Here is a 22,390-nt window from a genome sequence, read left to right as displayed (position 1 = left end):
GCATCTGGCCAGCGACCTGGTTCCGCCGTAGAGGGCACGGACCATGACCCCCACCCGCTTCTTCCTGGTCCGCCACGCGCTGGTCGAACCTTCCGCCCGCGCCGTCCTGTACGGCTCGATGGATGTCGCGCTGTGCGACCTGGCGCTGCGCCAGGAAGCCGCCGCCTATCGCTGGCTGGCGCATCGCCTGCCGCAGCCGGCGCGCTGGTGCGTCACCAACCTCTCGCGCACCCGCTTCACCGCCGCGGCCATCTTCGCCGCCGGCTACCCGGAGGCGGCGCTGGACGCCGAGCCGGACCTCGCCGAACAGCACCTCGGCGAATGGCAGGGCATCCCGCACGAGGCGCTGCCGGCGCTGCTGTCGCGCCCCGCCCACCCCTTCTGGCCCCATGGCGGCGAGGAACACCCCCCCGGCGGCGAGAGCTTCCGCCAGGTGCAGGCGCGCGTCGCCGGCGTGCTGGAACGCATGGCCACGCTGCTGGAGGGCCAGGACGTGGTGATCATCGCCCATGGCGGGTCGATCCGCGCCGCGCTGGCCCATGCGATGGGCCTCACGCCCGACCAGGCGCTGGTCTTCTCCATCAAGAACCTCTCGCTGACCCGCATCGAGAAGCACGGCCCCGACTGGCGCGTGGCCGCGGTGAACGAGGAACCCTGGACGCCCCCGGCGCCGGCATCCTGATGCGCCGCCGCGCGATCCTGCTGGCCGTGCTGCTCGGCGCCGTGCCCGCCGCGGCGCAGGAACTGGCGATGCATCGCGCGCCGGGCGGCGGCTTCACCTTGCGGGCGCCGGCCGATTGGCAGGCCGTGCCGGCCCAGGCCGGCCATGTCGACCTCGTGCTGCGCACGCCGCAGGGCCATCCCCACGGCCCGGCCGATTGCAGCGCCGCGCATCGCGCCGAGCCCGCGCTGCGCGCGCTGACGCAGCAGCAGCTCGACGCCGCCGCCGCGACCACCCCGATGACCGAGGCGGAGGCGCGCGAGAGCCTGGGCAGCGACGGCCCGCAGGCGATCATCCTGGACCGCCGCATCATGCGGATCGGCGGGCTGCCGGCGCAGGCCTTCGGCTACGAGGTGATGACCCCGGTCGATGGCGGACGCATCGGCGCGCGGGGCGAGGTCGTGATGGTGCACCGCCCGCAGGGCGTCACGGCGCTGAACTGCACCGCGCTCGGCCGCGACCTGGCCGGCGCGCGCCGGACGTTCGCGGCATGGCGGCCGGCGATCGAGGGTATCCTGGGCAGCCTCGCCTTCGACTGACCCGGCGTTCACGACAATGCCATCTCGGACCCCGTGTCCGGCCGCGCAGCCCGGTCGGGCGCGGTTTCCCGGCGGCACCACCGCCTGCGCGGTGGGCGCGCGCGCAGCTTCGCCGGATCAGATGATTCCATCCGATCAGGATCTGCTCTAGAACAACGTTCACTCAAAGGCTTGGGAGGCTCGCCTCATGCGCCGTCTTGCCCTTTTCGCGTTCGCTGCCCTCGGCCTGGCCTGCGGTCCCGGCGATGCCCGCGCCCAGGCGGAGGAGCAGGCGCTGGTCGATCGCGCCACGCTCTCGCTCACCGAGGTCTTCGACATCGGCGACCTCAGCTCCGATGCGCGATCGCTGCTCGGCCGCGCGCGTGCCGCCATGATCTGCCCGCGCGTCATTCGCGGCGGCTTCGTCATCGCCGGGCAGGGCGGCGACTGCGTGCTGGTGGCGCGCGACGGCGGCGGGTCGTGGTCCTCGCCGGCCTTCTACACCATGGGCGGCGGGTCCATCGGCTTCCAGATCGGCATCCAGGATGCCCAGGTCGTCATGCTGATCATGAACGACAAGGCGCTGGATGCGGTGCTCGACAGCCAGTTCCGCGTCGGCGCGGATGCCGGCGTGGCGCTCGGCACGCTGGGGCGCGGCATCGCCGGGTCGACCACCGCGGCGGTGGGCGCGGATATCGTGACCATCGCCCGCGCGCGCGGGCTGTTCGCCGGCGTGTCGCTGGACGGCAACGTGCTCTCGGCGCGCAGCGCGGCCATGCGGGCCTATTTCGGCCGCGACGTCTCGGCCCGCCAGGTCGTGGTGGGCATGGAGGCGCACAATCCCGCCGCCGACCCGCTGCGCGCCGCGCTGATGCGCCTGGCGGCGGCGGCGCCGGCCGCGACCCCGGCGCCGGCCGCCGCACCCCAGGGCTCCGCCCCGCCGGCGGCGGTGATCACGCCCGGCCCCGGCCCGGCCACCACCCCGCGCGTGCAGACCGAGAGCCTGCCCAACCCGCCGCGCGGCACGCGGTAGGCGCGCCGCCCGGTCCTTCCAGCGGCGGCGGCCAGCGCGCGCGAATGGCGTTCCGCGGCCGCATCAGCGTGATAGCCTCCCGCCGCGGTCCCGCCAGAGGGCCGCGCAAGGAAGGAACCGCCCCCATGCCCATCCAACGCCGCGCCCTGCTGGGCGCCGCCGGCAGCGCGATCGCGCTTGCCGCCACGCCCGCGCTTGCCCAGTGGCAGCCGAGCGAGCGCTACCCCGACCCAGCCGTGCAGGTGCTCGACCCGTCCTTTGCCCGCTATCGCCTGGTGCTGGCCGGGGTCGAGCGGCTGTACACCGGCGCGCGCTGGTCCGAAGGCCCGGTCTGGATGGGCGACCAGCGCGCGCTGATCTGGTCCGACATCCCGAACAACCGCATGCTGCGCTGGCATGAAACCACCGGGCGCACCGACGTGTTCCGCGGCCCGTCGAACAATTCCAACGGCAATACGCGCGACCGCCAGGGGCGGCTGATCACCTGCGAACACCTCACGCGGCGCGTCACGCGCACCGAGCCCGACGGGTCGATCACCGTCATCGCCGATCGCTTCGACGGCAAGCGGCTGAACAGCCCGAACGACGTGGTGGTGAAGCGCGACGGGTCGATCTGGTTCACCGACCCGCCCTTCGGCATCCTGGGTTTCTACGAGGGCGAGACCGCGACGCCCGAACTGCCCACCAACCTGTATCGCGTCGATGGCCAGACCGGCGCGATCCAGGTGATGACCGGCGATGTCGGCCGCCCGAATGGCCTGGCCTTCAGCCCTGACGAGCGCATCCTGTACGTGGTGGAAGCCGCCGCCACGCCGCGCGTGATCCGCGCCTTCGACGTGACCGGGGAGGGCGCGCAGACGCGCATCGCCAACAGCCGCACCTTCTTCCAGTGCCGCGACGGCGAGACGCCGGACGGCTTCCGCGTGGACGTGGACGGCAACCTGTGGTGCGGCTGGGGCATGGGCACGGCGGAGCTCGACGGCGTGCGCATCATCAACGCGGCGGGCGCGTCCATCGGCCATATCCGCCTGCCGGAACGCTGCGCCAACGTCGCCTTCGGCGGGCGCCACCGCAACCGGCTGTTCATGACGGCGTCGCACGCGCTGTACAGCCTGTACGTCAACACGCAGGGCGTCGCCGGCGGTTGAGCGCGGCGTCGCGGCGGGCCATGCTCGCGGCCCGCCGCGAACACCGAGGAAACCCACCATGACCGATGACCCGCGCTGGCAGCCGAGCCTGCGCTACCCCGACCCGTGCATCGTGGCGCTCGACCCGTCCTTCAAGCGGTATCACCTGGCGCTGTCGGCGGTGGAACGCCTGCATCACGGCACCCGCTGGGGCGAGGGGCCGGTCTGGCTCGGTGATGCGCGCTGCCTGCTGTGGTCCGACATCCCGAACAACCGCGTGCTGAAATGGGATGAGGAAACCGGCGCGGTCTCCGCCTGGCGCAAGCCGTCGAACAACGCGAACGGCCACACGCGCGACCGCCAGGGCCGCATCATCGCCTGCGAGCACGGCGGGCGGCGCGTGGTGCGCTTCGAATACGACGGCGCCATCACCGTGCTGGCCAGCCACTACAACGGCAAGCGGCTGAACAGCCCGAACGACGTGGTGGTGAAGTCCGACGGCTCGGTGTGGTTCACCGACCCGCCCTTCGGCCTGATGGCCTTCTACGAGGGCGAGAAGCAGGCGCCGGAACTGCCGCACACCAACATCTATCGCATCGATGGCGCGACCGGCGACATCACGCTGGTGGCCGACGACGTCGACCACCCCAACGGCCTGGCCTTCAGCCCGGACGAACGCATCCTGTATGTCATCGAGAGCCGCAGCGAACCGCGCAACATCCTGGCCTACGACGTGGCCGGCGCGACGCTGTCGAACCGCCGTGTCTTCGTCGCGTGCCAGCCCGGCGAGACACCGGACGGCTTCCGCGTGGATATCGACGGCAATCTGTGGTGCGGCTGGGGCATGACGCCGGCATTCGACGGCGTGCGGATCATCAACGCCGCCGGCGCGCCGATCGGCCATGTCCATCTGCCGGAACGCTGCGCCAACGTCGCCTTCGGCGGGCGGCACCGCAACCGGCTGTTCATGGCCGCGGCGCAGTCGCTCTACAGCCTGTACGTCAACACGCAGGGCGTCGCGGGGGGGTAGCCCGACACCAAAGAGTCATTGGACGGCACGACATCGCCGCGCGGTAGCATCCGTTGGTCCTGCAACGGAGGCTGTCGTGGCCGACCTCGACCTGATGCGCGATCGCCTGCGCATGGTGCGACGCCAGGCACTGGCGGAGTGGGACGGGCGCGCCGCCGAACGCGAGACCAACAAGGAGACCGTCCGCCGCGACGGCGTGGGCGCGGCGGATTCGCAACCGCGCCAGCAACTGTTCGACGCAAGGCAATCGGCCCTCGCGACCGCGCGCCGGCTGCACCGGGAAGGTCGCCTGCCACTCGGCATCGAGCGACGCCTGGGCGCGACCCTCGACCTCGATATCTTCGCCCCGAGCGAGGCGGCGCGCATCGCCGGCCGCCCGGTGGCGCGCATCGTGCGCGGGTTCAGGCCCGGCATGGTCCCCGAGGGCCTGGCCTCCGGCTTCCTGGTCGCCGACAACCTGCTGCTGACGAACTGGCACGTCTTCCCCGACGGCGCCGAGGCCAGGGGCCTCGGCGCGAATTTCGGCCATGAGGACACGCAGGCGGGCCTGGCCGCCGGCGTGGTCTTCCAGCTCGACCCGGAGGCCTTCTTCCTGGCGGATGAGCGCCTCGACTACGCCTTGGTGGGCGTCGCGGCGGTGGCGACCGACCGCAGCACGCGGCTCGTGGATGTCGGCACCGTGCGGCTGATCGAAGCGACGCCCAAGGCGCTGATCGGCCAGCCCATCCACATCATCCAGCATCCGGAGGGCGGGCCGAAGCGCTATGCCTTCCGTGGCGATACACGCCTGGTGGACATCACCGCGGACGGCTTCCTCCATTATGAGACGGATACCGGGGAAGGGTCCTCCGGCTCGCCGGCCTTCAGCGCGAACTGGGAATTGGTGGCGCTGCACCGGGCCGCCATTCCGGCGCGCCGCGACGGCCGCGTGCTGGCGCGCGACGGCGTGACCTTCTGGACCGAGGAAATGGGCGACGCCGAGGTCAAGTGGATCGCCAATGTCGGCGCCCGCGTCAGCGCCATCGTCGATAGCCTGCGCGGGCAGCGCCGCCACGCCGGGGCGGCGGCCGCCGCCGTGATCGACCGGCTGCTCGCGACCACCGAAGACCCGGTCGAGGATGTGAAGCAGGCGATTCCCGACGCCGCGCCGGTCGCCGGCGCCCAGATGGAGAGCAGGATGACAGCCAAGGGACAATCGCCGCTGATCGCCTTCACCTTCAGCGGGCCGGTCACCATGAACTTCGCGGTCGCCGCCGCGCCGGCCATGGTGGCCGAGGCGGCGGCGCCCCTGTCGGCCGAGGCGGCCGGCGCCGCCGCGCCGGAGAAGGCCATCCGCTTCGACCGGGACTACGGCGACACCAACAGGACGGGCTTCGATACCGACTTCCTGGAGGCATCCGGCGGCCTGCAGGTGCCGTTGCCGACCGTGGCCCACCAGCGGCGCGCCGAGATGCTGGCGCGGGCCGATGGAACGCCGTGGATCCTGCACTATCACCACTTCTCCCTCGAGATGAACCTGACACGGCGGATGCAGATGTGGTCCGCGGTGAACGTCGACTACGATCCCGACCGCAAGACGAAGCGTGAGGGTGGGCGCAAGGGCTTCGGCACCGACAAATGGATCGCCGATCCGCGGATCCCCGCCCTCGCGCAGATCTTCGACGCGGAATTCTACAAGCCCGCCGGCAATATCGACCGCGGCCATGTCGTCCGGCGCGAGGACAATGCCTGGGGCGAGTCCGAGACGGAGATCGAATTCGCCAATTCCGACACGTTCCACTGGACCAACTGCACGCCGCAGCACGAGGCGTTCAACCAGGCCAATCCGGGCCGCAACGACGCGACCTATCGCGGTCGCAGCGGCATCTGGGGCGCCTTCGAGGAGCACGTGCAGGCGCAATTGCTGAAGCAGCGCAGCCGCGCCTGCATCCTCGCCGGCCCGGTGCTCGACAACGACAACGACCCGAGCGCGGATTTCGGGTCGGGCGACATCCAGTATCCCCTGCTGTTCTGGAAGGTCGTGTGCCTTCCCGCCGCGCGGGACGACGGCGCGCCGGGGCTCGAGGTGCATGGCTTCGTGCTGAGCCAGAAGGCGGTGGTCAGGGAATTCGGCATCGAGGCCTTCGACCCCGGCCGGTTCGCGTCATTCGGCCTGCCGCTGGAGGCGATCACCGAACTGACCGGCGTGGTGTTCGACAGCACCCTGCACGTGGCGGATGCGTTCCAGCACCTGGACCAGGCCGAGCGCGACCAGCGGCTGCGGCGGTTGCGACGCTGAGCAGCACGGCGCGCCGCCCTGCGGCGACCGTTCGAGAGGGCCGGTGCCGGGCGGCGCCGTGTCGAGAGGTCACTCAGCGTCGCGCCGCCGCGCCGCAGCACGCCGTGAGCGCCGCCGCCAGCTCCGCCAGGTCGGCATCGTCCAGCGCGATCGGGTTCACCGCCAGCACGCCGCGGCGGATGCGCGATGCATCCACATGCACCGCCGGGTCGCGCGCGCGCAGCGCGGCATCGGCGCGTTCGGCCGCCGCGCGGTCGGCGAAGCGCAGTTCCAGCAGCGGCAGGCCGGGCTTGGCGCCATCGGGCACCAGCACCGCGCCCGGCACGTCCAGGGCGCCCAGCCGCGCCATCCAGCGCGCGGTGGGAACCTCCGCGACGAAGCGGCGCAGCGCCGCGACCAGCCCGGCCACCTCCTCCTTGCCCACCTTCGCCACCCGGCCGATGCCGTGATGCGGCAGGAAACGCAGCTGGTTCAGCGGCGCGAATTCCGGCGGCGCGACGAATTGCGCCTCCGGCAGGTCAAGGTCGAGCATCTGCGCCAGCGCGCTGCTCACCAGGTCGGCCCGCCCGCACAGGATGCCCGATGCCTGCGGCCCGCCGATCGCCTTGCCGCCCGAGAAGCACACCAGGTCCGCACCGTCCGCGATGAAGCGCCGCAGGTTCGACGCCGGCGGCAATTGCGCCGCGGCATCCACCAGCACGGGGATGCCGCGCGCATGGGCCACGCGCACCAGGTCGGGCAGCGGCGGTTCGGCGTGCTCGCCGGCCAGGTGGAACACCGCGGCGGTGCGCGGGGTGATGGCGTCGGCGATCTCGCCCGCGCTGGCATCGCGCACGCCCGGCCCGGACAGCCGGTCGGGAATGCCGACCTCGATGATGCGCCCGCCGGCGACGCGCAGCGCGCGGTCGTACATGTTGCGCTGGCTGCGGCTGACGATGAATTCGTCGGGCAGCCCGTCGGTATCGGGCAGGCGGTTCATCGCCGCGGGATCGAGCCGTGCGATGCAGGCCGCCGCCCCCAGCATCAGCGCCGCGGCCGCGCCCGCGGTGACGATGCCGGCCTCCGCACCCGTGGCGTCCACGATGGCGCGCGAGGCCGCCGCCTGGACATCCGGCATCTCGAAGCAGGACCGCGCGGCTTCGGCCATCGCCGCGATCACCTCGGGCGCCATCATGCCGCCGGACAGGCGCGTGTTGGTGCCATAGGCGTTGATGATGCGCTTCACGACGACAGCGTCCGTCGCACGGCATCCTGCCACAGCGCGTGGCGGCGCGCGGCCTCGGCGCGCGGCATGGCCGGCGTGAAGCGGCGTTCGAGCCGCCAATGGCTGGCACCGCTCACGCCCGGCGCCGCGAGCAGCCCCGCCTGCAGCCCCGCGAGATACGCCGCCCCCAGCGCGGTGGTCTCGCGCACCACCGGCCGGTCGACCGGCGCGCCCAGCAGGTCGGCCAGGAACTGCATGGTCCAGTCGGATGCCACCATGCCGCCATCGACCCGCAGCACGGTGTCGCCGGCCGCGGGCCAGTCGGCCAGCATGGCATCCACCAGGTCGCGCGTCTGGAACGCCACGGATTCCAGCGCGGCGCGACAGATCTCCGCCCGCCCGCTGCCACGCGTGAGGCCATGGATCGCCGCGCGCGCATCCGCATCCCAATGCGGCGCCCCCAGGCCGGTGAAGGCCGGCACCATGACCACGTGCTGCGCCGGGTCCGCCTGCGCCGCCAGCACGCCCGCTTCCGCCGCGTCGCGAATGATGCCGAGCCCGTCGCGCAGCCATTGCACCGCCGCGCCGGCGACAAAGATCGCCCCTTCCAGCGCATAGGTCCGCACGCCGCCCAGCTGGTAGGCGATGGTGGTCAGCAGCCGGTTGCGCGAGGCGACCTGGTCGGCGCCGGTGTTCAGCATGGCGAAGCAGCCGGTGCCGTAGGTGGACTTCACCATGCCCGGCGCGAAGCAGCCCTGGCCGATGGTGGCGGCGTGCTGGTCGCCGGCCATGCCGCGCACCGGGATGGGTGCGCCCAGCAGCGCCGCGTCCGTCACGCCGAATTCGGCGGCGCAGTCGCGCACCTCCGGCAGCACGGCGCGCGGGATGCGGAAGATGCGCAGCAGCTCGTCGTCCCAGGCGCCGTGTCGGATGTCGAACAGCATGGTGCGCGCGGCGTTGGTCGCATCCGTCGCATGCACGCGCCCGCCGGTCAGCCGCCAGAGCAGGAAGCTGTCCACCGTGCCGAAGGCGAGCGACCCGCGCTCCGCCGCCGCCCGCGCGCCCGCGACATTGTCCAGCAGCCAGGCCAGCTTGGTGGCGGAGAAATACGGGTCCGCCAGCAATCCGCTGCGGTCGGTCAGAAGGAGTTCGAGGCCCTCGGCGCGCAGGCGCGCGCAATGGTCGGCGGTGCGGCGGTCCTGCCAGACGATGGCGCGGTGCAGGCACCGGCCGGTGGCGCGGTCCCACAGCAGGGTGGTCTCGCGCTGGTTGGTGATGCCGATGCCCGCGACGCGGGACGCGGCCGCGCCGGCCTTCGCCAGCGCACCGCGCAGGGTGGCGACGGCGCCGCGCCAGATGTCCTCCGGTTCGTGCTCGACCCAGCCGGGGCTCGGGAAGTGCTGCGGCAATTCCTCCTGCGCCATCGCGAGCGGCGCCAGCGCGGCATCGAAGGCGATCGTCCGCGTGCTTGTCGTGCCCTGGTCGAGGGCGAGCAGGATATCGGCGGTCATGGCGTGGCGGTCCTCTCCCGGGCGGCAGGATAGGCGCGGCCGGCGCGCCGGTCAGCCTGCCCCTTGCGCTGCGCGCGCGGACAAGGCGGGATGGTGCCGACACCAGGGAGAACGGTCCATGACACGTCCCGCATTGCTCGCCGCCGTCGCGCTGGCGGCCGCCCTCGGCTCCGCCGCGCTGGCGCAGACCCGCCCCTACGCGCCCGGTCCGCACAACATCGAATTGCCGGCCGACTGGCAGGCGCGCTTCATCCGCTACACCACGGTGGACCGGCCGGACCGCAAGATCATCCGCAACATGTACGTGAACCCGGAGGCCTTCGCAGCGCTCGCCGCCGGGCAGCCGCTGCCCTATGGCACGCTGGCCATCATGGCCGACCAGCGCGCCCGAGTGGATGCGGCGGGCAACGTGCTGCGGGATGGCAATGGCCGGCTGATCCCCGAACCCGCCTTCATCGCCATCGCCGCGCAGCAGAAGGAACGCGGCTGGGGCGAGGGCTACGGCCCCGAGCAGCGCAACGGCGAATGGGAATATGCGCGCTTCAACCCCGCCAACGGCACGCGCGTGGAGGGCCCGCTGAACGCCTGCTTCACCTGCCACCTGCAGGCGCGCGCGCAGCAGGATTTCAGCTTCTCCACCTGGGACTACGCCAACCGTCCGCGCTGAGGGAAACCACGCCATGACCACGCCGATGCTGATCCGCGACGCTGCCTGGGCGGTGGTGTGGGATGCACCCGCGAAGCAACACGCCTATGCGCGCGGCATGGATGTCCTGGTCGAGGGCGGGCGCATCGCCGCCATCGCGCGCCACGATCCCGACGCCGCGCCGCCGCCGGGCGCCGAGGTCGTTGATGGCCGTCGCCTGCTGGTGATGCCGGGCCTGGTCAACATCCACACGCATCCCACGACCGAACCGGCCTCGCGCGGCGTGCGCGAGGATCACGGCGTGCCGGAACAGCAGATGACCGGGCTGTTCGAACGGCTGCAGGCCTTCCGTATCGACCAGGCCGGCCAGGCGGCGGCGATGCGCCTGGCCTATGCCGAACTCATGTCGGCTGGCGTGACCAGCGTGGTCGATCTCTCGCCGCCATTTCCCGACTGGCTGCCCATCATGCGCGAGAGCGGCCTGCGCGTCTGGGCCGGCCCTGGCTTCGCCGCCGCGCAGTGGGGCATGTCCGCGCCGCAGACCGTGACCTACCTGTGGAACCGCGAGAACGCCCGCACCCAGTTCGACGCCGCCAAGCGCCTGATGAAGGAAGCCGAGTCCGACCCCTCCGGCCGCCTGCACGGCATCGTCTTCCCCGCCCAGATCGACACGGTCGAGGAAGACATGCTGCGCGAGGCGATCGCCTACGCCGGCGAGACCGGCCGCGGCTTCACCACCCACATTGCACAAGCCGTCGTGGAGGTGCGCGAGATGATCCGCCGCCACGGCACCACGCCGATCCAATGGGCGGAATCGATCGGGCTGCTGACGCCGCGCAGTATCCTGGGCCATGCGATCTTCGTGGACGAGCACACGTCGATCGGCTGGCACACCGCGAAGGATATCGGCCTGGTGGCCGACAGCGGTGCCACCGTCGCGCATTGCCCGACGCCCTTCGCGCGCTATGGCGAACACCTGAAGCATTTCGGCAAGTACCGCGCGCGCGGCGTGAACATGGGCTTCGGCACCGATTGCGCGCCGCACAACCTGATCGAGGAAATGCGCCTGGCGATCATCCTGGCGCGCAATGCGGTGCGCGACGTGGCGGCGGCGGATACCGGCAGCGTGTTCCATGCCGCGACCGCCGGCGGCGCGGCGGCGCTGGGGCGGCCGGACCTCGGGCGGCTGGAGAAGGGCGCGGCGGCGGATGTCGTGCTGGTGGACCTGTCGCATCCGCTGATGAACCCGCCACGCGACCCGCTGCGCGCGCTGCTGTTCCACGCCGCCGACCGCGCGGTCAAGCGCGTGCTGGTCGGGGGCGAGACGGTCTTCGCGGATGGCCGACCGACCCGGCTGAACGTTGCCGAGGCCGCAGGAATCCTCGCCGAGAGCCAGGCGAAGATGCTGCGCGACGCCCGCGGGCGGGATTATCGCGGCCGCAGCGGCGACGAGATCGCGCCGTTGGCGCTGCCGATGCATTGACCGTTCATTCGACCACCGCAACCTGGCGCGGGTCGATCCGCAGCCAGACTTTCGCGCCGACGTCATGCGCCTCCAGCGGCGGCGCGGCGGCGCGCAGGCGCAGGCCGGTGCCCTCGGGGGCGAGCACGTAGTCCCAGGCCTCGCCGAGATAGGTGCGCTCGGCGATGGTGGCGCGCAGCAGCAGCGCATCGTCTGCTGGCGGCTGCGCCACCAGGATCGCCATGGCCTGCGGCCGCAGCGACACCAGCACCGCGCCGGTGACGCCCGGCGCAATGCCGGCGCGCGCGGCGGGTCCGAGGTTCACGCCATCGAGCAGCAGGTCGTCGCCCTCGATGCGCGCTTCCAGCAGGTTGGTGCGGCCGACGAAGCCGGCGACGAAGCGCGTGCGCGGCCTGGTGTAGAGAAGGTGCGGTGCGTCCACCTGCTCGATGCGCCCCTGGTTCATCACCGCGATGCGGTCCGATGTCGCCATCGCCTCCGCCTGGTCGTGCGTGACATAGACGGTGGTGATGCGGAATTCGTCGTGCAGGCGGCGGATCTCGAAGCGCATTTCCTCGCGCAGGTTGGCGTCGAGGTTCGACAGCGGTTCGTCGAGCAACAGGACGGACGGCTTCACCACGATGGCGCGCGCCAATGCCACGCGCTGCTGCTGCCCGCCGGAGAGTTCCGCCGGGTAGCGATGCGCCAGCTTGTCGAGCTGCACCACCGCCAGCATCTCGGCCACGCGGCGCTTCACCTCCTCGCGCGGCAGCTTCCGCAGCTCCAGGCCGAAGGCGACATTCTGCGCCACCGTCATGTTCGGCCAGATGGCGTAGGACTGGAAGATCATCGACATGCCGCGGCGTTCGGGCGGCACCACGGCGCCGGGGGCCGAGAGCACGCCGCCATCGACGCTGATGGTGCCGCCGGTCGGGTCGACGAAGCCGGCGATCATGCGCAGCGTGGTGGTCTTGCCGCAGCCCGACGGGCCGAGCAGGGAGACGAACTCGCCTTCCTCCAGCGTCAGGTCCACGCGATCGACGACGGTGAGCTTGCCATAGGCCTTGGTCAGGCCGGTGAGCGTGAGGCGCGGCACGCTATTCCCTCCGCAGCATGAAGTCGCGGCCGACCAGCTTCATGCCGATGCCGACGATGACCATGGTGATGACCAACAGGATGCCGCCCATGGCGGACACCACCTCGAAATTGCCTTGCTCGCTGAGGTCATACAGCAGCACGGACATGGTGCGCGTGCGCGGCCCGACCAGGAAGATCGCGGCCGACAATTCGCGCGAGGCGACGATGAACACCACCAGCCAGCCGCCGAGCAGCGAGGTCTTCAGCAGCGGCGCCGTGATGCGCCGGATCGCGTGCAGCCGGCCGGAGCCGAGGATGCGCGCCGCTTCCTCCATCTCCGGGTGGACTGCGCGGATCGCCGCCTGCGAGTTGGCGTAGGCGATCGGCAGGAAGCGCGCCGCGAAGGCGAGGATGATGAGCTGCGCCGAACCGTACAGCGACAGCGGCGGCCCGGCATAGGCGGCGTAGAAGCCGATCGCCATGACGATGCCGGGGATGACGAAGGGCGCCATGGCCAGGAAGCCCAGCGCATCGGCGAAGCGCATCAGCTTGCGGATGACGATATAGGCCACCAGCAGCGCGATCACGCCGGCGATGGTGGCCGAGGCCGCCGAGAACCACACGGTGTTCAGCGTCGCCTGCGGCGCGACATCGTGTTCGAACAGCAGGAAGCGGTAGTTGCGCAGCGTCAGGTTATCGAGCGAGAAGCCGCGCCCCCAGGCCTTGGCGAAGGAGGCCTGCAGCAGCACCGTCAGCGGCTTGATCACCGCCAGCAGCCCGACCAGCAGGCACCAGCCGAACAGCACCCAGCGCCAGGGGCCGAGCTTGACCTGGCGGCGCTCGCCGCCCTTGCCGGTCTGCGAGACGAAGCCCTTGCGCGATAGCATCAGCCGCTGCACGCCGATCATCGCGATGGTGATGAGCAGCAGCGGAATCGCATAGGCGGCCGCGACCTCGACCCGCACCGGGTCCTCGAAGAACTGCCACAGCTGCGTGGTGACCACGTTGATGCGGGCGGGAATGCCGATGATCGCGGGCGTGCCGAACAGCGCGATGGTCTCGAGGAAGATCAGGATGAAGCCGCCCAGGATGGACGGCCAGACCAGCGGCAGCGTGACGCGCCGCATGGTGGTCCAGGTGCCGCCGCCCAGGATGTTGGCGGCGTCCTCCATCTCGGACGAAATCAGGTCCAGCGCCGACTTCACGAAGATGAACACCAGCGGGAAGGAATGCAGCGCGATCACGAAGGCCATGCCGGTGAAGGTGTAGACATTCACCAGCGGGTCGGTCGCCCCGGTCAGCGCGCGCCAGGTCACGTTGATCCAGCCGGAATTCGGCCCGGCCAACAGGATCCAGCCGATCGCACCCAGGTAGGGCGGCATGATGAAGGCGGCCAGCACCATGGCCCAGGTGAAGCCCTTGAAGGGCATGTCGGTGCGCGACACCGCCCAGGCCATGGGCACCGCGATGACGGTGGAGATCAGCGCCGACAGCAGCCCGAGCAGCAGCGAGTTCCGCAGCGCATCGATATACCGCTGCCGGCCATAGGCGGTGAGGTAGTTCTCGAAGGTGAACTCGCCGGTGTCCTGCATCTCGAAGGAGATGAGCAGCATCTTCACCAGCGGCGCGGCCACCAGCACCAGCAGGGCCGCGATCAGCGCGACCCACAGCAGCATGATCGGTTCCAGCAGGCGCAGGCGCGCCGGCCGCGTGGCGGCGGCCGGCAGGGCGGTGTCGGTCACGTCAGACGCCGAAGATCTCGCGCCACTGCTCGCGCACTTCCGGCACGCCGCGCTCGGCCTGTTCCATGGTCGGCGCCAGCATCGTCACCTGGTCGAGCGGGCGCGCGCCCTCGGGCGGCGGCACGTCGGGGCGGATGCTCTCGTTGAACAGCATCCGCACGGCGGTCGACAGCGCCGGGCCGGTCTGGAATTCCTGGAACAGCTTGGCCGCATTCGGGTGCGGCGCATTGGTCGGGATGCCCGAGGGCGAGAGTGCGGCGACCACGCCTTCCGTCGGGTAGATCAGCTTCAGCGGATTGCCGCGCGACGCGGCGAACAGCGTGGAGGCCGACGGCACCGCGACGCCGACCGAGCGTTCGCCCGCCGTCATCATCGTCACGGGGTCGATCGACGAACGGCCCACCTGCGGCTTGTTGCGCTCGAACCGGCGGAGGTAGTCGGCGCCGAACATGGTGCGCATCTGCAGCGCCCACAGCCCAATGGCGCCGCTGAAGCCCGGATGCCCGACCGCCAGCTTGTCCTTCCACTTCGGATCGAGCACGTCGGTCCAGGATTTCGGCGCCTCGGCTTCCGACACCAGGTTGGTGTTGTGGCCCATCAGGTAGATGCCGAGGAAGGACGACTGGAAGAAGTTGTCCGGGTCAGGCGTGCGCAGGATGGGCAGCAGACCGTCGGCATTCACCGGCCGGAAGCGCACCAGCCGGTTCTGCCGCTTGAGCTGGATGTAATGCCCGCCATTGGTCGACGAAAACACGTCGCACTGCCCGACACCCGCGCGGAAATCCTGCGACAGGCGCTGGAAGGCCACCTGGGAGGTGCTGCGCACCACGTTGCAGCGCACGCCCGGATAGCGTTCGTTGAAGGCGCGCCCGGCGGCTTCCGACGCATCGGCGCTGTACTGGCCGGTGTACCAGGTGATCTCGCCCTCGCGCTTGGCGGCTTCGTACAACTCGCGTTCCTGCGGGTGCATCGGGGCCTGGGCATGGGCGGTGGCCGCTGCCGCGGACCACGTCGCGAGCGCCAGCAGCTGTCGCCTGTCGATCAGGAACATCCGGCTTCCTCCCACCTGCGATGGTGCCGGCCGCCTTTGGCGGTCACGGCTGAACAGTCGTTCTTGGACACCTTGACGTTGCCATCGCCCCCCCACGATGTAAACCGGGCGTCAAGGGCAACGGAGGAAGGCATGTCATTGATCGACCGCATCGGCGTGGATGTCGGGCGCAAGCTGAAGCTCGAGGACGCGATCGAATGGGCGGCGCGCAACCAGGTGCGCCACATCGACATCCAGCTCGATACCGGGGCGAATGCCGTCACGCTGTTCGACGATGCGCGCTGCCGCGACATTCGCGCGCGCGCCAAGGCGAATGGCGTGCATGTCGCGCTGCATACGCTGTCGGCGGTGAATGTCGCAGAATACTCGCCCTTCCTGAGCGAGGCCGTGGACGCCTATCTGCGCGCCTATATCGAGGTCGCGCCGAAGCTCGACGCGCAATGGATCGTCGTGCATGCCGGCTACCACTTCACCGCCGACGTGGCCCAGCGCATGGAGGCCGGGCGCGACCGCCTGGCCCGCATGGTGAAGCACGCCGAGGCGCACGGCGCGCTACTGCTGCTCGAGAACCTCAACCGCGAACCCGACAACGCCGAGGTCCACTACCTGGCGTGTTCCATCGATGAATGGCGCTACTGCTACGACGCCATCCACTCGCCATCCTTCGCGCTGTCCTTCACCGCCAACCACGCGCACCTGCTGCCACCCGGCGTGCAGGGCTTCGTCGATGCCATCCCGCTCGATCGCGTGAAGGAAGTTCGCCTGGCCGATTGCTGGCGCAACGGCTTCGAGGAACACCTGGTCCCGGGCCAGGGCGACTTCGACTTCGGCGCCATGTTCGCGCTGCTGGAATCGCGCGGCTACCGCGGCGCCTATACCAACGCCTTCGGCAGCCTCGACGACATGCAGGCCGCACGCGCGTACCTGGTCGACAAAGCGCGCGCCGCCGGCGTTGCGACCGGCTAGATCTTCCCCACCAGGTCGCCGAAGCCCCAGATCAGCGTGCCGATCACAAGCAGGGCGAAGCCCGCCTTCTCCAGCACCTGGCGGTCGATATCCTTCTGCAGCTGCTTGAAGGACGCCAGGCGCGCTGTACGTTCGGTGCCGTCCGCGCGCTCCATGTCGTGCAGCAGCGCCAGCAGGTCGTTGCGCGCGATCAGGATTTTTCGCGATGCCAACAGCAGGCCGAGCGCGGTCAGGATCGCCCCCGACCGCGCCAGCCACGTCCAGTCCTCCGTCGCGGCGGACAGCCACACGGCGCCGGCCACGGTCGCGACCGACACTGCCCAGAACCCCACCACGATCCGCCGCAGCGATGCGATGCCCTGCGGCATGCCTCAACCCCCTTGTACGTCCGGGTTCAAGCCGCCCACGCGCTGCACGAAACCGGCGATGTCGCCCAGCACCGGCGGCGCCACGACGCGCAGCGGGGCCAGCAGCGACCCGATGATGTCGATATGCCCGACATCGGCATAGGTCACCACCTGCACCGGATACCCAGCCGCGCGCCGGCGCGCGGCCAGACGCTCGCTCTGCTCCGGCAACACCGTACGATCCGCCAGCCCGTGCAGCAGCAGGATCGGCGGGCCGGGGCGATCGGCGAAGGTGATTGGCTGCGTCTCGACGCGGTCGGTGCCGCCGAACAGGTCGGCCATGAAGCCGCCGCGCCGCAGCGGCAGGAAGTCATAAGGCCCGGCAATGCCGACCACGCCCGCCGGCGGCGCCACCATCCAGCGCGGGTCCAGCGCCAGCAGCATCGCGATATGCGCCCCCGCCGAATGCCCCGCAAGCACGCGCGGCCCACGCGGCAGATCAGGCGCGGACCCAGCCCAGCCCATGGCCAATGCGCAATCCTCGACGAAGGCCGGGAAGCGCACCTCCGGGTACAGGCGATAGTTCGGCACGGCAGTGGCGATGCCACGCGATGCGAAGGCCTCGCCCAGGAAGCCGTAGGTGTCCTTCGACCCGTTGCGCCAGCCGCCGCCATGCAGGAACACCACCAGCGGCGCATCCGCCGCCGCGGCGTCCGGCGCATAGACATCGACGCGATGACGCGGCAGCGGGCCATAGGCGATGTCGCGGCGCACCGAATACCCGCCGGTCGGCGTCAGCGCGGCGGCGATGCGCTCGGCCGAACAGCCCGGCAACGCCAGCGCGCCGCCGGCCGCCAGCAGCGCGCGCCTGGTGCCGCCGCCGCTTGCCTCGGCGCGCTGCATCGTCTCCGGGCCGTGGGGCTGCACGACCATCCTGACCGGATCGAATGAGCCCAGCTGATCGGGATCGGCTCTAGATCCCTTCAAGCACCACCTTGCCGATCATCGTGCCGCTCTCGACCAGCGCATGCGCCTCGCGCAGCTTCGCGGCGGTCATGGGGCCGAGGTTGCGCGTCATGGTGTGGCGGATGCGCCCATGATCCACCAGCTCGGCCACCGCATCCAGCAGCCGGTGCTGCTCGATCATGTCGGGCGTCCCGAACATCGGGCGCGTGAACATCAGCTCCCAGTGCAGCGAGGCGGATTTCGGCATCAGCGCGCGCGCATCGATCGGGGCCTGGGATTCGATCAGAACGATGCGCCCCTGCGGCGCGACGGCATCGACGATCTGCCCCCAGTTGCGCGCGGTGGTATTGGTGGAAAACACATGGCGCGCCCCCTTCAGCCCGAGCGTCTTCATCTGCGCGCCGATATCGCCGGTGTGGTCGACCACGTGATGCGCGCCGAGGTCGCGGCACCACGCGACCGTCTCGGGGCGCGATGCGGTGGCGACGATGGTCAGCCCCGTGCGCTGCTTCGCCAGCTGGATCACCATGGACCCGACGCCGCCGGCGCCGCCCACCACCAGCAGCACGTCGCCGGTGCCGCCGCCCTCGGCGATGCCCAGCCGGTCGAACAGCCCTTCCCAGGCGGTGATGGTGGTCAGCGGCATCGCCGCCGCCTCGGCGAAGGACAGGCTGGCGGGCTTGCGGCCCACGATGCGTTCATCGACCAGCTGCAGCTGCGCGTTGCTGCCGGCGCGTGTCACGACGCCGGCGTAGAACACCTCGTCGCCCGGCTGGAACAGCGTGCAGGATGGGCCGACCGCGCGCACCACCCCGGCGGCATCGAAGCCCAGGATGCGCGGGCCGCCCTGCGGCTCCTCGCTGCGCCGGCGCTTGGTATCGACGGGATTGACCGATACCGCGCGCACCTCCACCAGCATGTCGTGCCCCTCGGGCGCCGCGGGGTCGGGGATGTCGAGGTCGAGCAGCGCCTCCGGATGGTCGGCCGGGTGGCACTTCGTGAAGCCGATCGCCTTCATGCGGATCCTCCGTCAGGACCGCAGATATAGGGCGGCGTCAGCCGATGCGCAGCAGGGCGGGGCCGTTCTCGCGCAGCCATTCCTGCGCGGCCTCGCGGTTCGGGCTCAGGTGCTCCACATGCGCCCAGAAGCGGTGCGAGTGGTTCAGCTCGCGAAGATGCGCCACTTCATGCGCCACCACGTAGTCCAGCACCGCATCCGGCGCCATCACCAGGCGCCAGGAAAATGCCAGCGTGCCATCCGGCGCGCAGGATCCCCAGCGGCTGTTGGTGTCCTTCAGGCGGATCGCGGCGATCTTCACGCCGAGCGTCGCGGCGTGGCCCTCGGCCAGCACGGCAATGCGGCGCTTGGCCTCGGCGCGCAGGAAGTCGCGCACGCGCCGCGCCAGGAATTCCGGCGCGCCGGTCACCACGATGGTCGCGCCATCCAGGAAGGCGCCGCCGCGCGCCGTGGGGTCGTGGCGGATCACGTGCGGGCGGCCGCCGAGCGGAATCTCGACACCGGGTTCGAAGGCCAGCGTCGGCGCCAGCGCTGCGAGGCGCTGCATCACCCAGGCGGCATGGGTGGTCAGCAGCGCCATGCCGGCGCGCCTGCCGCTGCGCATCGGCAGGGTCACCACCACCTCGCCTGCGCGGGCATCGATGCGCAGGCTGACGCGCCGTGCGCGCGCGGACCGGCACCAGCGCACCGGGCAATCGACAGGCGGGCCGAGCACGCCCGGGCGCAGCACGACGGTTTCCGAATCGGAGGCATCCATGAACCCAACATGGCGCAGCGATGGTGAAGGGTTCAACCGCTTGACAGCTTCGCGCGCGCGATGACGTGTGGCGCGATGCATCCTGCGCTGCCGCCGCTGCTGCTGCTGGGTTCGATCTGGGGCGCCACGCCGGCCTTCGTGAAGCAGCTGGGCGCGATCGGCTGGCCGCCGCTGCTGATCGCGACCTGCGCGGGCGCCGGCAGCGCGCTGGTCCTGCTGGCGGCGTGCCGGCTGCGCGGCATCGTGGTGCCGACGACGCCGGCGCATCTGCGGCACTATGCGGTGTCGGGGCTGTTCGGCCTGGCGCTGGCCAACCTGGTCGGCTTCACCGCCCTGCAACATGTGCCGGCGGGGTTCTTCTCGCTGCTGGTGCCGCTGTCGCCGATGCTGACGGTGCTGGGCGCGGCGCTGCTCGGGCTGGAACCCATGACGCGGCGGCGCGTCGCGGGCACCGCGCTCGGCCTGGCGGGCGTGCTGCTGGCCATGAGCCCGGGTGCCGCGCTGCCCGATCCGCGCGTGCTGCCCTGGGCGCTGCTCGCGGCGCTGACACCGGTCTGCTACGCGGCGTCGAATCTGCTGGCGGTGCGGCTCGCGCCCCGCGGGACGCCGCCGCTGGCGCTGGCCACCGGCACGCTGGTGGCGGGCACGGTGCAGGTCGCGGTGTTCGCCGCGCTGGTGGGGCAGGTGCACCTGCCGCCCACCGACGGGCTGGCGGTCAGCGCGTTGCAGGGCGCGGTGACGGCGCTGGCCTTCATCATCTACTTCCGCTCGCTCGGCGCGCATGGCGGCGTCATCACGTCGCAGACCGGCTATGTGGTGACGCTGACCGGGCTCGCCTGGGGCTGGGCGCTGTTCGGGGAAAGGCCGGGCTGGCTGACCATCCCGGCGGCGGCGCTGGTGTTTGCGGGGCTGGCGCTGGTGACGCTGCCGGGCAGGCGCATCACCCGATCAGGTGCTTGAGCTCCGTCTCCACGAAGGCGAACGCCGTGTCCCCTGCATTGACCACGTTGTGCTCGATGCCCGCCGCGCGCGCATACGCCACGCCGGCCTTGATCGACGCTGACGCCGTCTGCCCGCCGGGCAGTTCCAGCAGCATCTCGCCGTCATTCACCGGCACCACGACATAGGCCATGCCGTGGCGATGCCAGCCGGTCTCGCTACCCGGCGGGAAATCCCACCGGGTCACGCGGACATGGTCGTCATCCACCTGCACGGTGGCGATGGCGGGTTCGCGGCAGCGCAGGGGCTCGCTCGCCTGCGGCGGCCGATTCAGACCTCCGCGCCCTTCGGCGCTCCGGTCGTCGGACGCCGTCATTCCGCAGCGGCCTTCGCAGCGGTCATGCCCGGCAGCGGGATTGCGCCCGCCGCGGTCCACGCCGCCCACACCTTCTCGCCCTGCTCCGCGCTCAGCGGCAGATGCGGCGGGCGGATCGCGCGCCAGCCGGCATCGCCGGTGCTGCGCGCGATCACCTCGCGCAGCCCCGGGATCAGCGGCACCGAGGTCGCCGCACGGCGCGTCGCGGTCAGCACCGCCTGCGCGGCATCGGCCTCCGCACCCGTGCGCTTGGCGTAGACGATCCCGCCCCAATGGCTGTTCGCGTTGGACGCCGCGGTGATGCAGCCCGCGCCGCCTTCCGCCAGGATCTGCTGCAGGAATTCGTCGCTGCCCGAATAGACCTCGAACCCATCCTTCGCGAATTCGCGCACCATCGCGGCCATGTTCGCGTAGTCGCCCGACGAATCCTTCACGCCCTTGATCACGCCCGGATACGCCTTCAGCAGGCGGCCGATCAGATCCAGGCTGAACGGCACCGCCGATTGCTGCGGGAAGTGATACAGGTAGATCGCGACACCGCCGCCCACGCGCTGCACCACCTCGCTGAACCAGGCGAACAGCCCGTCATCCGTCGGCGCCTTGTAGTAGAAGGGCGGCAGCATCAGCACGCCGGGGCAGCCGGCATCGCGCGCGTGCTTCGTCAGCTCCACGGAATCGGTCAACGAGGCGCAGCCCGTCCCGGGCATCATCTTCGCCGCGGGAATGCCGCGGGAGATCAGCCCTTCCAGGATCTGCTTGCGCTCGTGCAGGCCGAAGGAATTCGCCTCCCCGGTGGTGCCCAGCACGCCCAGGCCGTTGCACCCATTTGCCAGCAGCCAGCGCGCATGCGCCGACATGCGGTCGAGGTCCGGCGCCAGGTCCGGCCCCATCGCGCTCAGCACCGCGGCATTCACGCCGCCATAGATCGCGTTCTTCATCCTGCTGTCCTCGCCTTGGGTGGTGTGCGTGCCCGTGCCGGCCAGCGGCCGGGCCAGGTCACGACATGGTCCTGGAAATCGCCCGCCGCGCGTTCCGCCACCACGCGCCCGCGCACCGAAACCCCGGCCTCGTGCACCGTCTCGGCGCGACCGGAGACCAGCGGGTGCCACCAGGGCAGGTCCTGCCCGTCGCGCACCAGGCGGTACGCGCAGGTCGGCGGCAGCCAGTCGATGCCGGCGATGCGCGCGGGGGTCAGCTTCACGCAATCCGGCACGCGGCGCTTGCGGTTCGCGTAGTCCTTGCAGCGACAGGTATCGCCATCGAGCAGCCGGCACGCGACATTGGTGAAGGCGAGCCGGTCGGTGTCCTCGTCGCGCAGCTTGTGCAGGCAGCAGCGGCCGCAGCCGTCGCACAGGCTCTCCCATTCGGCGCGCGTCATCGCGTCGAGCGTCTTGGCGCGCCAGAAGGGCGGGTCGGTGGTCACGCGGCCATATAGCGCCGGGCCCGGGCCGGGCGAAAGGCGCGGCGCGGGGACGCGTGCGCGACGCCGCCCGCCCCGGGGCTTCCCGGGCACCGTTTCAGACCGCCGGCCGCGGCCCGCAACGCCGCCCGCCTGCGCCCTGCGGGGGACCGATCGGCCGGGCGGGCATGCGGGCCGGTGCCGCCATGTTCAAGCGGCTTC

General features: G+C 71.2%; 22 protein-coding genes. 10 read left to right on the top strand and 12 right to left on the bottom strand.

Translation table 11 applies throughout. From position 1 onward, the window contains the following. The first annotated feature begins 43 nt into the window (after positions 1 to 43). The 6 genes from LQ222_RS16380 (at position 44) to LQ222_RS16355 (ending at position 6,707) form a co-directional block, all read left to right on the top strand. Complete coding sequence (locus LQ222_RS16380) at positions 44 to 682, top strand: histidine phosphatase family protein (RefSeq protein WP_230167905.1); 639 nt, start codon at positions 44 to 46, stop codon at positions 680 to 682. Then, positions 682 to 1,260 carry a hypothetical protein gene (locus LQ222_RS16375; RefSeq protein ID WP_230167904.1) on the top strand — a complete coding sequence of 193 codons (579 nt, stop codon included), beginning with the start codon at positions 682 to 684 and terminating at the stop codon, positions 1,258 to 1,260. The genes LQ222_RS16380 and LQ222_RS16375 overlap by 1 nt, the downstream gene beginning before the upstream one ends. Positions 1,261 to 1,447: 187 nt before the next feature. Beyond that, a complete protein-coding gene (locus tag LQ222_RS16370) occupies positions 1,448 to 2,272 on the top strand; it encodes a lipid-binding SYLF domain-containing protein (protein ID WP_230167903.1) in 825 nt (274 codons plus the stop codon). Between the two features lie 125 nt (positions 2,273 to 2,397). Next, a complete protein-coding gene (locus LQ222_RS16365; protein ID WP_230167902.1) occupies positions 2,398 to 3,420 on the top strand; it encodes an SMP-30/gluconolactonase/LRE family protein in 1,023 nt (340 codons plus the stop codon). 58 nt (positions 3,421 to 3,478) lie between these two features. Then, entirely contained in the window at positions 3,479 to 4,429 is a 951-nt protein-coding gene (locus LQ222_RS16360) for an SMP-30/gluconolactonase/LRE family protein (RefSeq protein WP_230167901.1), read from the top strand. 76 nt (positions 4,430 to 4,505) lie between these two features. After that, positions 4,506 to 6,707 (top strand): DNA/RNA non-specific endonuclease, encoded by a 2,202-nt coding sequence (locus LQ222_RS16355; RefSeq protein ID WP_230167900.1) that lies wholly within the window; start codon positions 4,506 to 4,508, stop codon positions 6,705 to 6,707. Between the two features lie 73 nt (positions 6,708 to 6,780). Here LQ222_RS16355 and LQ222_RS16350 read toward each other — a convergent pair whose 3' ends face one another. Together LQ222_RS16350 and glpK are read right to left on the bottom strand one after the other, a co-directional pair. Beyond that, the gene (locus LQ222_RS16350; protein WP_230167899.1) at positions 6,781 to 7,932 is read right to left on the bottom strand and encodes an aminotransferase class V-fold PLP-dependent enzyme; all 1,152 of its coding nucleotides are present in this window, start codon (positions 7,930 to 7,932) and stop codon (positions 6,781 to 6,783) included. After that, on the bottom strand, positions 7,929 to 9,422 hold the full coding sequence (gene glpK, locus LQ222_RS16345; protein WP_230167898.1) for a glycerol kinase GlpK: 1,494 nt from the start codon (positions 9,420 to 9,422) through the stop codon (positions 7,929 to 7,931). Before glpK ends, LQ222_RS16350 begins: the two co-directional genes overlap by 4 nt. A gap of 118 nt (positions 9,423 to 9,540) precedes the next feature. On the opposite strand from glpK, the gene LQ222_RS16340 reads away from it, so the two are divergent. Next, on the top strand, positions 9,541 to 10,089 hold the full coding sequence (locus LQ222_RS16340) for a cytochrome P460 family protein (RefSeq protein WP_230167897.1): 549 nt from the start codon (positions 9,541 to 9,543) through the stop codon (positions 10,087 to 10,089). Positions 10,090 to 10,102: 13 nt separating this feature from the next. Beyond that, positions 10,103 to 11,551: an amidohydrolase family protein gene (locus tag LQ222_RS16335; RefSeq protein ID WP_230167896.1), complete on the top strand. Its 1,449-nt coding sequence runs from the start codon at positions 10,103 to 10,105 to the stop codon at positions 11,549 to 11,551. 4 nt (positions 11,552 to 11,555) lie between these two features. Here the strand turns inward: LQ222_RS16335 and LQ222_RS16330 are convergent, their stop codons facing one another. Genes LQ222_RS16330 through LQ222_RS16320 form a run of 3 tightly spaced genes read right to left on the bottom strand, consistent with a single transcriptional unit; the run spans position 11,556 to position 15,400 of the window. Beyond that, positions 11,556 to 12,626 (bottom strand): ABC transporter ATP-binding protein, encoded by a 1,071-nt coding sequence (locus LQ222_RS16330; protein WP_230167895.1) that lies wholly within the window; start codon positions 12,624 to 12,626, stop codon positions 11,556 to 11,558. Between the two features lies 1 nt (position 12,627). Next, positions 12,628 to 14,349 (bottom strand): iron ABC transporter permease, encoded by a 1,722-nt coding sequence (locus tag LQ222_RS16325; protein WP_230167894.1) that lies wholly within the window; start codon positions 14,347 to 14,349, stop codon positions 12,628 to 12,630. 1 nt (position 14,350) lies between these two features. Then, entirely contained in the window at positions 14,351 to 15,400 is a 1,050-nt protein-coding gene (locus LQ222_RS16320; RefSeq protein WP_230167893.1) for an ABC transporter substrate-binding protein, read from the bottom strand. A gap of 132 nt (positions 15,401 to 15,532) precedes the next feature. Here LQ222_RS16320 and LQ222_RS16315 point away from each other — a divergent pair, with 132 nt between their 5' ends. Next, positions 15,533 to 16,366, top strand: a complete 834-nt coding sequence (locus LQ222_RS16315; protein WP_230167892.1) for a sugar phosphate isomerase/epimerase — start codon at positions 15,533 to 15,535, stop codon at positions 16,364 to 16,366. On the opposite strand, the gene LQ222_RS16310 is transcribed toward LQ222_RS16315, so the two are convergent. The 4 genes from LQ222_RS16310 to LQ222_RS16295 are packed head-to-tail and all read right to left on the bottom strand — an operon-like array spanning position 16,363 to position 19,454. Further along, entirely contained in the window at positions 16,363 to 16,734 is a 372-nt protein-coding gene (locus LQ222_RS16310) for a hypothetical protein (RefSeq protein ID WP_230167891.1), read from the bottom strand. The genes LQ222_RS16315 and LQ222_RS16310 overlap by 4 nt on opposite strands. Before the next feature lie 3 nt (positions 16,735 to 16,737). Next, positions 16,738 to 17,640, bottom strand: coding sequence for an alpha/beta hydrolase (locus LQ222_RS16305; RefSeq protein ID WP_230167890.1), 903 nt, complete (start codon positions 17,638 to 17,640; stop codon positions 16,738 to 16,740). A 46-nt stretch (positions 17,641 to 17,686) separates the two neighbouring features. Further along, positions 17,687 to 18,697 carry a zinc-binding alcohol dehydrogenase family protein gene (locus LQ222_RS16300; protein ID WP_230167889.1) on the bottom strand — a complete coding sequence of 337 codons (1,011 nt, stop codon included), beginning with the start codon at positions 18,695 to 18,697 and terminating at the stop codon, positions 17,687 to 17,689. A 37-nt stretch (positions 18,698 to 18,734) separates the two neighbouring features. Next, the gene (locus LQ222_RS16295) at positions 18,735 to 19,454 is read right to left on the bottom strand and encodes a M48 family metallopeptidase (RefSeq protein ID WP_230167888.1); all 720 of its coding nucleotides are present in this window, start codon (positions 19,452 to 19,454) and stop codon (positions 18,735 to 18,737) included. Positions 19,455 to 19,529: 75 nt separating this feature from the next. On the opposite strand from LQ222_RS16295, the gene LQ222_RS16290 reads away from it, so the two are divergent. Continuing rightward, positions 19,530 to 20,414 (top strand): DMT family transporter, encoded by an 885-nt coding sequence (locus LQ222_RS16290; RefSeq protein ID WP_230167887.1) that lies wholly within the window; start codon positions 19,530 to 19,532, stop codon positions 20,412 to 20,414. Here the strand turns inward: LQ222_RS16290 and LQ222_RS16285 are convergent. Genes LQ222_RS16285 through LQ222_RS16275 form a run of 3 tightly spaced genes read right to left on the bottom strand, consistent with a single transcriptional unit; the run spans position 20,395 to position 22,192 of the window. Further along, positions 20,395 to 20,769: a cupin domain-containing protein gene (locus tag LQ222_RS16285; protein ID WP_230167886.1), complete on the bottom strand. Its 375-nt coding sequence runs from the start codon at positions 20,767 to 20,769 to the stop codon at positions 20,395 to 20,397. The genes LQ222_RS16290 and LQ222_RS16285 overlap by 20 nt on opposite strands. Beyond that, the gene (locus tag LQ222_RS16280) at positions 20,766 to 21,707 is read right to left on the bottom strand and encodes a dihydrodipicolinate synthase family protein (protein ID WP_230167885.1); all 942 of its coding nucleotides are present in this window, start codon (positions 21,705 to 21,707) and stop codon (positions 20,766 to 20,768) included. Before LQ222_RS16280 ends, LQ222_RS16285 begins: the two co-directional genes overlap by 4 nt. Further along, a complete protein-coding gene (locus LQ222_RS16275) occupies positions 21,704 to 22,192 on the bottom strand; it encodes a YcgN family cysteine cluster protein (RefSeq protein WP_230167884.1) in 489 nt (162 codons plus the stop codon). Before LQ222_RS16275 ends, LQ222_RS16280 begins: the two co-directional genes overlap by 4 nt. Positions 22,193 to 22,390 lie beyond the last annotated feature (198 nt).

It is taken from the genome of Roseomonas sp. CECT 9278 (assembly GCF_918698155.1).
GTDB lineage: Bacteria > Pseudomonadota > Alphaproteobacteria > Acetobacterales > Acetobacteraceae > Neoroseomonas.
Note: the sequence above shows the minus strand (reverse complement) of the source record. Positions and strands in the feature narration are given on the sequence as shown.

Excerpts from the sequence above, each read along its gene's own strand:
- LQ222_RS16380 (WP_230167905.1), top strand. The coding sequence starts at position 44 with ATGACCCCCACCCGCTTCTTCCTGGTCCGCCACGCGCTGGTCGAACCT.
- LQ222_RS16375 (WP_230167904.1), top strand. The coding sequence starts at position 682 with ATGCGCCGCCGCGCGATCCTGCTGGCCGTGCTGCTCGGCGCCGTGCCC.
- LQ222_RS16370 (WP_230167903.1), top strand. The coding sequence starts at position 1,448 with ATGCGCCGTCTTGCCCTTTTCGCGTTCGCTGCCCTCGGCCTGGCCTGC.
- LQ222_RS16365 (WP_230167902.1), top strand. The coding sequence starts at position 2,398 with ATGCCCATCCAACGCCGCGCCCTGCTGGGCGCCGCCGGCAGCGCGATC.
- LQ222_RS16360 (WP_230167901.1), top strand. The coding sequence starts at position 3,479 with ATGACCGATGACCCGCGCTGGCAGCCGAGCCTGCGCTACCCCGACCCG.
- glpK (WP_230167898.1), bottom strand. The coding sequence starts at position 9,422 with ATGACCGCCGATATCCTGCTCGCCCTCGACCAGGGCACGACAAGCACG.
- LQ222_RS16340 (WP_230167897.1), top strand. The coding sequence starts at position 9,541 with ATGACACGTCCCGCATTGCTCGCCGCCGTCGCGCTGGCGGCCGCCCTC.
- LQ222_RS16335 (WP_230167896.1), top strand. The coding sequence starts at position 10,103 with ATGACCACGCCGATGCTGATCCGCGACGCTGCCTGGGCGGTGGTGTGG.
- LQ222_RS16320 (WP_230167893.1), bottom strand. The coding sequence starts at position 15,400 with ATGTTCCTGATCGACAGGCGACAGCTGCTGGCGCTCGCGACGTGGTCC.
- LQ222_RS16315 (WP_230167892.1), top strand. The coding sequence starts at position 15,533 with ATGTCATTGATCGACCGCATCGGCGTGGATGTCGGGCGCAAGCTGAAG.
- LQ222_RS16310 (WP_230167891.1), bottom strand. The coding sequence starts at position 16,734 with ATGCCGCAGGGCATCGCATCGCTGCGGCGGATCGTGGTGGGGTTCTGG.
- LQ222_RS16300 (WP_230167889.1), bottom strand. The coding sequence starts at position 18,697 with ATGAAGGCGATCGGCTTCACGAAGTGCCACCCGGCCGACCATCCGGAG.
- LQ222_RS16295 (WP_230167888.1), bottom strand. The coding sequence starts at position 19,454 with ATGGATGCCTCCGATTCGGAAACCGTCGTGCTGCGCCCGGGCGTGCTC.
- LQ222_RS16290 (WP_230167887.1), top strand. The coding sequence starts at position 19,530 with ATGCATCCTGCGCTGCCGCCGCTGCTGCTGCTGGGTTCGATCTGGGGC.
- LQ222_RS16285 (WP_230167886.1), bottom strand. The coding sequence starts at position 20,769 with ATGACGGCGTCCGACGACCGGAGCGCCGAAGGGCGCGGAGGTCTGAAT.
- LQ222_RS16280 (WP_230167885.1), bottom strand. The coding sequence starts at position 21,707 with ATGAAGAACGCGATCTATGGCGGCGTGAATGCCGCGGTGCTGAGCGCG.